This window comes from Polaromonas sp. (assembly GCF_031411155.1).
Classification (GTDB): Bacteria; Pseudomonadota; Gammaproteobacteria; order Burkholderiales; family Burkholderiaceae_C; genus Polaromonas.
Window position 1 is genome coordinate 22156 of the sequence record NZ_JANOAL010000020.1, and the last position, 6980, is coordinate 29135.

General features: G+C 65.1%; 8 protein-coding genes and 1 pseudogene. 1 reads left to right on the plus strand and 8 read right to left on the minus strand.

Annotated elements, in window-relative coordinates; translation table 11 throughout:
* Positions 1-5: 5 nt before the first annotated feature.
* The 4 genes from RMO23_RS00890 to pobA form a co-directional block, all read right to left on the minus strand.
* Complete coding sequence (locus tag RMO23_RS00890; protein WP_309678136.1) at positions 6-1091, minus strand: phosphotransferase family protein; 1086 nt, start codon at positions 1089-1091, stop codon at positions 6-8.
* A 3-nt stretch (positions 1092-1094) separates the two neighbouring features.
* The gene (locus RMO23_RS00895) at positions 1095-1820 is read right to left on the minus strand and encodes a Crp/Fnr family transcriptional regulator (protein ID WP_309678138.1); all 726 of its coding nucleotides are present in this window, start codon (positions 1818-1820) and stop codon (positions 1095-1097) included.
* A gap of 89 nt (positions 1821-1909) precedes the next feature.
* Positions 1910-2839, minus strand: a complete 930-nt coding sequence (locus RMO23_RS00900) for a CoA transferase (RefSeq protein ID WP_309678140.1) — start codon at positions 2837-2839, stop codon at positions 1910-1912.
* 107 nt (positions 2840-2946) lie between these two features.
* A complete protein-coding gene (gene pobA, locus RMO23_RS00905; protein WP_309678141.1) occupies positions 2947-4125 on the minus strand; it encodes a 4-hydroxybenzoate 3-monooxygenase in 1179 nt (392 codons plus the stop codon).
* A 124-nt stretch (positions 4126-4249) separates the two neighbouring features.
* Between pobA and RMO23_RS00910 the strand changes: the two genes are divergently transcribed.
* The gene (locus RMO23_RS00910) at positions 4250-5092 is read left to right on the plus strand and encodes an IclR family transcriptional regulator C-terminal domain-containing protein (RefSeq protein WP_309678142.1); all 843 of its coding nucleotides are present in this window, start codon (positions 4250-4252) and stop codon (positions 5090-5092) included.
* Positions 5093-5095: 3 nt separating this feature from the next.
* On the opposite strand, the gene RMO23_RS00915 is transcribed toward RMO23_RS00910, so the two are convergent.
* The 4 genes and pseudogenes from RMO23_RS00915 to RMO23_RS00925 all read right to left on the minus strand — a co-directional run.
* The gene (locus RMO23_RS00915) at positions 5096-5836 is read right to left on the minus strand and encodes an ABC transporter ATP-binding protein (protein ID WP_309678144.1); all 741 of its coding nucleotides are present in this window, start codon (positions 5834-5836) and stop codon (positions 5096-5098) included.
* Complete coding sequence (locus RMO23_RS19645; RefSeq protein ID WP_405041539.1) at positions 5833-6051, minus strand: hypothetical protein; 219 nt, start codon at positions 6049-6051, stop codon at positions 5833-5835. The genes RMO23_RS00915 and RMO23_RS19645 overlap by 4 nt, the downstream gene beginning before the upstream one ends.
* A 15-nt stretch (positions 6052-6066) precedes the next feature.
* A pseudogene (locus tag RMO23_RS00920) lies at positions 6067-6585 on the minus strand (ABC transporter ATP-binding protein); the annotation flags it as partial.
* The coding region (locus RMO23_RS00925) for a branched-chain amino acid ABC transporter permease (protein ID WP_309678147.1) at positions 6578-6980 on the minus strand (403 nt) is incomplete at its 5' end. The pseudogene RMO23_RS00920 and the gene RMO23_RS00925, both read right to left, overlap by 8 nt.

Consider the following 6980-nt stretch of genomic DNA (forward strand, 5'->3'; position numbering starts at 1 on the left):
TGGCTTCAGCTACGCAGGGCAAAGCCCCAGGCCATTTTGGCCAGCAGCGGCGCCCCGGCGGCCGAGCTGACGGCCTGGGCGCTGGAGGCCGTGCCGGCCTCGACCCGCTTGGCAATGCCCTGCAAAATCGCGGCGATGCGAAACAGGTTGTAGGCCAGGTAAAAATTCCAGTCGGCCTGCAGGGCCTCGGGCGTGGTCAGGCCGGTGCGCTCGCAGTAGCGGCGGATGTACTCGGCCTCGGTCGGAATGCCCAGGCTGGCCACATCGATCCCGCCAATGCCGCGAAACGCGCCCGGCGGAATATGCCAGGCCATGCAGTGGTAGCTGAAATCGGCCAGCGGGTGACCCAGCGTGGACAGCTCCCAGTCGAGCACCGCCAGCACGCGCGGCTCGGTCGGGTGAAACATCAGGTTGTCGAGCCGGAAGTCGCCATGCACGATGGACACCATGCTGTCATCGCGCGCGCTGGCCGGAATGTGGGCCGGCAGCCATTGCATCAGGCTGTCCATCTCGGGTATCGGTTGCGTGATGGAGGCCAGGTACTGCTTGCTCCAGCGGCCAATCTGGCGCTCAAAGTAATTGCCGGGCTTGCCGTAGTCGGCCAGGCCGCGCTCGGCAAATTTGACCTTGTGCAGCGCCGCAATCACGCGGTTCATCTCGTCGTAAATCTCGCCGCGCTGGCTATTCGTCATGCCGGGCAGGGACTGGTCCCACAGCACGCGGCCCTCGACGAACTCCATCACGTAAAAAGCCCGGCCTATCACCGATTCATCTTCACAAAGGCAGTGCATCTGGGCGACCGGCACATCGGTGCCCTGCAGGCCGCGCATGACCTTGAACTCGCGCTCCACCGCATGGGCAGAAGGCAGCAGCTTGGCCACCGGGCCGGGTTTGGCGCGCATCACATACGACTTGCCCGGCGTGATCAGCTTGTAGGTCGGATTCGATTGGCCACCCTTGAAAATCTCCGCCGTGAGCGGGCCGCTGAAACCGGGCAAGTGCTGGTCCAGGTAGGCGGTCAGAGCCTCGATGTCAAAGGCCTGCTGGCCCGATACCGCGCGCGTTCCGACAAAGTGGTCAAAGTTGCTCATGATCTATTTCTCAATCTCGGCTTCAGAAATACGCAGCAGAATGGCGCGGTTGCGCACCACCAAGCCGCCCGGCTCGATGCGGATGGCGTCTTCGCGCTCCATCGATTTGAGCTCCTGGTTGACGCGCTGGCGCGAGGCGCCCAGCAACTGGGCCAGCTCTTCCTGCGCCAGTTGCAGGCCGATGCGCACCTCGCTGGCGTCGGACAGGCTGGCAATGCCGTAGCTGCGCACCAGGTGCAGCAGCTGCTTGGCCAGGCGCGCGCGCAGGGGCAGGGTATTGAGGTCTTCCACCAGGCCGTACAGCTGGCGGATACGGCGTGCGTGCAGGCGCAGCATGGCTTCGTACAGCTCCACATGCGCGGCCAGAATCTTGCGGAAATCGGCCTTGGCCACGCACAAAATCGTGGTGTCGCCATGCGCATAGGCGTCGTGCGTGCGCCGGTCGCCGTCGAAAATCGCCACATCGCCAAACCAGATGCCGGGCTCGACATAGGTCAGCGTGATCTGCTTGCCCGAAATCGAGGTCGAGCTGACCCGCACCGCGCCCTTGGCACAGGCGATCCATTCTTCCGGCGGCTCGCCGCGGGCGGCAATCAGCTCGCCGTCTTTGTAGCGTTTGACGTAGGCGCATCGAAGTATGTCGTGCCTCAGCGATGGGGACAGGGATGAAAACCAGCGACCACTGTTGATCGCCTCTCTTTCATCCATCGTAAGAATAGGATCGTCCATAGCCTGTCTTTTGAGTGACTAACAAGACAATCATTGTCGCTTGAGGGACGGCCCGGTGGCTAGCCCGCTGTCGCCTGGGCGTCGGGCTTTCAGGGCGGCAGTGTGTGCAGCGGAATGTCCTGATCCGCGGCCAGTTTGTCGAGTTGCCGGCGGGTTTGCGTCAGCAAGAAGGCGGCAATCGCCTGGTGGGTGGCGGGGGCCAGCAAGGCCTGGATGCTGCTGGCCGCCACGCCGGCAGCGGCGCACAGGCGGGCGGCAAAATGCGGCTCAAGCGCGGCCACGGCGACGCGGCCGTCCTGGCAGGGGTAGACGCGGTAACCGGCGTGCCCACCGCCCACGGCGGCGCCGGGCCGGGTCAGGCCCCAGGCGCGCGGCAGCGCCAGGTAGCCCGCCGCGCTGGACAGGGCGACTTCCAGAAAGACGCCTTTGCCCTTGCCGCGCTGGTGCATCACCGCCTGCAGCACGGCCTCGCTGGCCATCAGCGAGCCGCCCATGTCGGCGTACAGCGTGGGTGGTAAATCCAGCCCGGTGACCAGGTCGTTTTCGGCCAGATAGGTCAGGTCATGGCCGGGCTCTTCGGCGCGTGCGCCCGGGCTGCCGACGATGGCGATCTGGCTCAGTTGTGGGTACTGGCGGTGCAGCGCCGGCCAGTTCAAACCCAGCTTGACCAGCGCCGAGGGCCGAAATGAGGTGATCAGCACATCGGCCTTGCTCAACTCGCGGTGCAGGGCTTTCTGGCCCTGGTCGGTTTTCAGGTCGGCCACGCCGGTGCGCACGCCTTCGTGCAGGGCGGCGTAGGCGCCGGGGTTGTACTGTGCCATCGGGTCGCCCGACGCACCGGATGCGCCTGCCGCGCTGCCGGGCGGCTCCAGCTTGACGCAGCGCGCGCCCATCTGGCGGCATCGCATCAGCGCCGCCGGGCCGGGCAGGTTGAGCGCCAGGCTCAGCACCCGCACGCCCTTGAGCGGCTGCAGGCGTGGCGGTGTTTTGGCGGGCAGGGTACGGGTGGCAGGTGTCATGGACGGCCACTTTACACCATTTATCAACGAATTATGCCGCTAGCCCATATAGAGCGTGCCCATGCAGCTATTGTTTTGATAGCACATTGACCAGGGGCCGTCGGCCCTTACCAGGTCTCCAGCGGCAGGCCCACATAGTTTTCGGCCAGCGCAGCGCCGGCCGCCGGCGAGTGAATCAGGTAGTCGAGCTCGGCGTGCTGCACCTTCTGGCCAAAGCCGCCGGTATCGGGAAACTTGTGCATCAGCGAGGTGAACCACCAGGAAAAGCGCACCGCTTTCCAGACCCGGCGCAGGCAGGTGTCCGAATAGTGGTCCAGGCCGGTGCGGCTGCCGGCGTAAAACTCGGCCAGCGCGCGCGCCAGGTAGCGCACATCGCTGGCGGCCAGGTTCAGCCCCTTGGCGCCGGTGGGCGGCACGATGTGCGCGGCGTCGCCGGCCAGAAACAGCCGGCCAAAGCGCATCGGTTCGGCTACAAAGCTGCGCAGCGGCGCAATGCTTTTTTCAATCGACGGCCCGGTCACCAGGCGCTCGGCCAGGTCGGGCGCCAGACGGCGGCGCAGCTCGTCCCAAAAGGCGGCGTCGCTCCAGTGCTCGACCTTGTCATCGAGCGAACACTGCAGGTAGTAGCGGCTGCGCCTGGGGCTGCGCATGCTGCACAGCGCAAAGCCGCGCGCATGGTTGGTGTAGACCAGTTCGTGCGACACCGGCGGCGTGTCGGCCAGAATGCCGAGCCAGCCAAACGGGTAGACGCGCTCATAGGTCTGCAGCGAGTTGGCCGGCACACTGGCCCGGCTCACGCCGTGGTAACCGTCGCAGCCGGCAATGAAGTCGCATTCGACCTCATAAGAAACGCCGCCATTGGTATAGCGGACTTTGGGATGTTCGCCGTCAAAGTCATGCAGGCTGACCTGTTCAGCTTCATAGACGGTCTTCAAGCCGGCCGCCGCGCGCGCATCCATCAGGTCATGGGTCAGCTCGGTCTGGCCGTAGACCATGACCTGTTTGCCGCCGGTCAGTTGCTGCAGATCAATGCGGTGATGGGCGCCATCAAAGTCGAGCGAAAAGCCGCCATGCACCAGGCCCTCGCGGTGCATGCGCGCACCCACGCCAAGTTCGTCCAGCAGCTCGGTCGTGCCTTGCTCCAGCACGCCCGCGCGGATGCGGCCCAGCACATAGTCCTGGCTGCGCTGCTCGATCACGATGGCGTCTATGCCGGCCCGGTGCAGCAACTGGCCCAGCAAATGCCCGGCCGGGCCGCCGCCCACGATGGCTACCTGTACTCGCATGTCTTGTCTCCGTCTGTTGAATGGATTGACTTGGCTGGCTAGCGTACCGGGCGAATCGGGCGCAAACCCGCCGGCGCGATCGGCTTTTGCACGATGTTTGAGGTACTTGTGCGATGATCGCGCAATGGTCACCGCCAAAACCGTTTCCGGGCTCAGCAGCTTTCCCATCGCCAAGGCCGACATGATTGAGGGCATGGCCAAGGGCATGGCGGTGCTGGAAAGTTTTGACACCCAGCGCCAGCGCCTGAACGCCACGCTGGCGGCCGAGCGGGCCGGCATCACCCGGGCCGCAGCGCGCCGCCATTTGCTGACGCTGACGCACCTGGGCTACCTGGAAACCGACGGCAGCTATTTCTGGCTGGCGGCCAAGGTGCTGCGGTTTTCTGGCAGTTATCTGGCAAGCGCGCGTTTGCCGCGGGTCGTTCAACCTGAACTGAATCGTCTGGCGGCGCAGGTGCAGGCGTCGTTTTCAGTGGCGGTGCTGGATGGCGGCGAGGTCGTCATCATTGGACGCAGCGGTGTTGAATGGAAGGGTTCCACCGACGCCAAAACGGCTTTGGTGCGGGTGCTGGCCTACGGCCTGCACCTGGGCGCCCGTTTGCCGGCCCACGCCACTTCCACCGGGCGCGTGCTGCTGGCGGCCAAGACCAAAAGCGAGGTCAACGCCTGGCTCAAGGCCAGCGCCGAGGCCGGCAACCTGACCCGGCTGACCCTGCACACTACCACCGACCCGCGCAAGCTCAAAAGCGCGATTGACCAGGTTCGCCTGGACGACTACTGCCTGGCCAGCGAAGAGCATGAGGTCGGCGTGCATGCGCTGGCGGTGCCGCTGCGCGACATGCGGGGGCAAACGGTGGCCGCGCTGAACGTGGTGACCTCGCCGCAGCGCATGAGCGCCGAGGCCATGCGCCGCGATTTGCTGCCGCTGCTGCTGGATGCGGCGCGCGAGTTGCGCCCGCTGCTTTAGGAATCAGACACCCAGGTACTGCTGCAGCAACTGCGGCCGGGCCTGCAGCTCGTCAGAGCTGCCCTCGAACACCACCTCGCCCTTGACCAGGATCACATTGCGGTCGGTGATCTGCGTGACATGCTTCCAGTTCTTGTCGACGATGACGCTGCTGATCCCTGTTTCGCGCACCATTTTGCAGATGCGCCAGATGTCGCGCGCAATCAGCGGCGCCAGGCCCTCGGTCGCCTCGTCCAGAATCAGCACGTCCGGGTTGGTCATCAGCGCCCGGCCAATCGTCAGCATCTGCTGCTCGCCGCCGCTGAGCTGCTGGCCGCCGTGGTTAAGGCGCTCCTTCAGGCGCGGAAAGGTCTCCAGCACCCGCTCATAGGTCCAGTCGTTTCTGCGGCCCACGCCGTCAGCGGCGCTGCCGGGTCTGCCGGCGCGCGCCGCCATCTTGAGGTTCTCGGTCACGCTGAGGTTGCCAAAGATGCCGCGGCCCTCGGGCACGTAGGCGATGCCGAGACGGGCAATTTCATACGGCGCGCGCCCCAGCATCGGCTGGCCGGCAATGGCGATGGAGCCCGAGCGCGGCTTGACCAGGCCCATCAGGCTTTTCAGCAAGGTGCTTTTGCCCATGCCGTTGCGGCCCATCAGGCCAATCGTTTCACCGCGCGCCACGCTGAAATCGATGCCGCGCAGGATGTGGCTGGCCCCGTAGTAGGTGTGCAGCTCGCGCGCGTCAATCAACAAATTGGTGTTCATGCGTGTTCCTCGCCCAAATACGCCGCCTGCACGCCGGCATCGGCCCGAATCTCGGCCGGGCTGCCGCTGGCAATCACCTGGCCATTGACCATCACCGTCAGCCGGTCGGCCAGCGTGAACACCGCGTCCATGTCGTGCTCCACCAGCAGCATGCCGTGCTCCTTCTTGATGGCCAGCAGCAGCGCCACCATGCGTTCGGCCTCGGCCACCCCCATGCCGGCCAGCGGTTCGTCCAGCAGCAGCACCTGCGGCTCGGTCGCCAGCGTCATGGCGATCTCCAGCTGGCGCTGCTCGCCGTGGCTGATCGTGCCGGCGATGCTTTTTCTCCGGTCTTTCAGGCCGGAAAGCTCGATAGCCCTTTCTGTACGCGCCGATACAGCTATGAAATCTGTAGCATTTTGAAGCCAGCGCGCGGCATGCGGCGTGCGCGACTGGGCCGCCAGCCGGACGTTCTCCCAGACGCTGAAGGGCAAGAAGATGTTGGTCTTCTGGTAGCTGCGGCCCAGGCCGCGGCCCGAGATTTTCTCGGGGGGCCAGCCGGTGATGTCCTGCCCGCCCAGCATGATCGAGCCCGAGGTCGGCGGCAAATCGCCCGACAGCAGGTTGGTCAGGGTGGATTTGCCGGCGCCGTTGGGGCCAATCACCGCGTGGATGTGGTTGCGCCAGAGATCGACGGAAACGTCGTTGACCGCCGCCAGGCCGCCGAAGCGCTTGGTCAGGTTTTTGGCAGACAGGAGGACTTCACTCATGCGGCAGCTCCTTGCGTTTGCCCAAACGTTCAACCAGCCCGAGCAAGCCGCGCGGTGCAAAGGTCACCAGCAGCACGATGAATAGCCCCATCCAGAGTTGCCAGTGCTTGCCCAGATTGACGCTGCCGAGCTGCGGCAGGTCCTTGAAGACATGCAGCAGGTATTCGAAGGCAAAGGCACCGACGATGGCGCCGGCAAAGTTGCCCATGCCGCCCAGGATCACCATCATGATGGCGTGCGCGCTCATGTGAAAACCCATCAGCTCGGGGTTGATGTAGCCGGTCTGCATACCCCACAGGTAGCCCGCCAGCCCGGCCAGGCTGCCGGCCAGCGTGAAGGCCGCGAGCTTGTAGCCAAAGCTGCCAAAGCCCAGGGCGCGCATGCGGTGCTCGTTG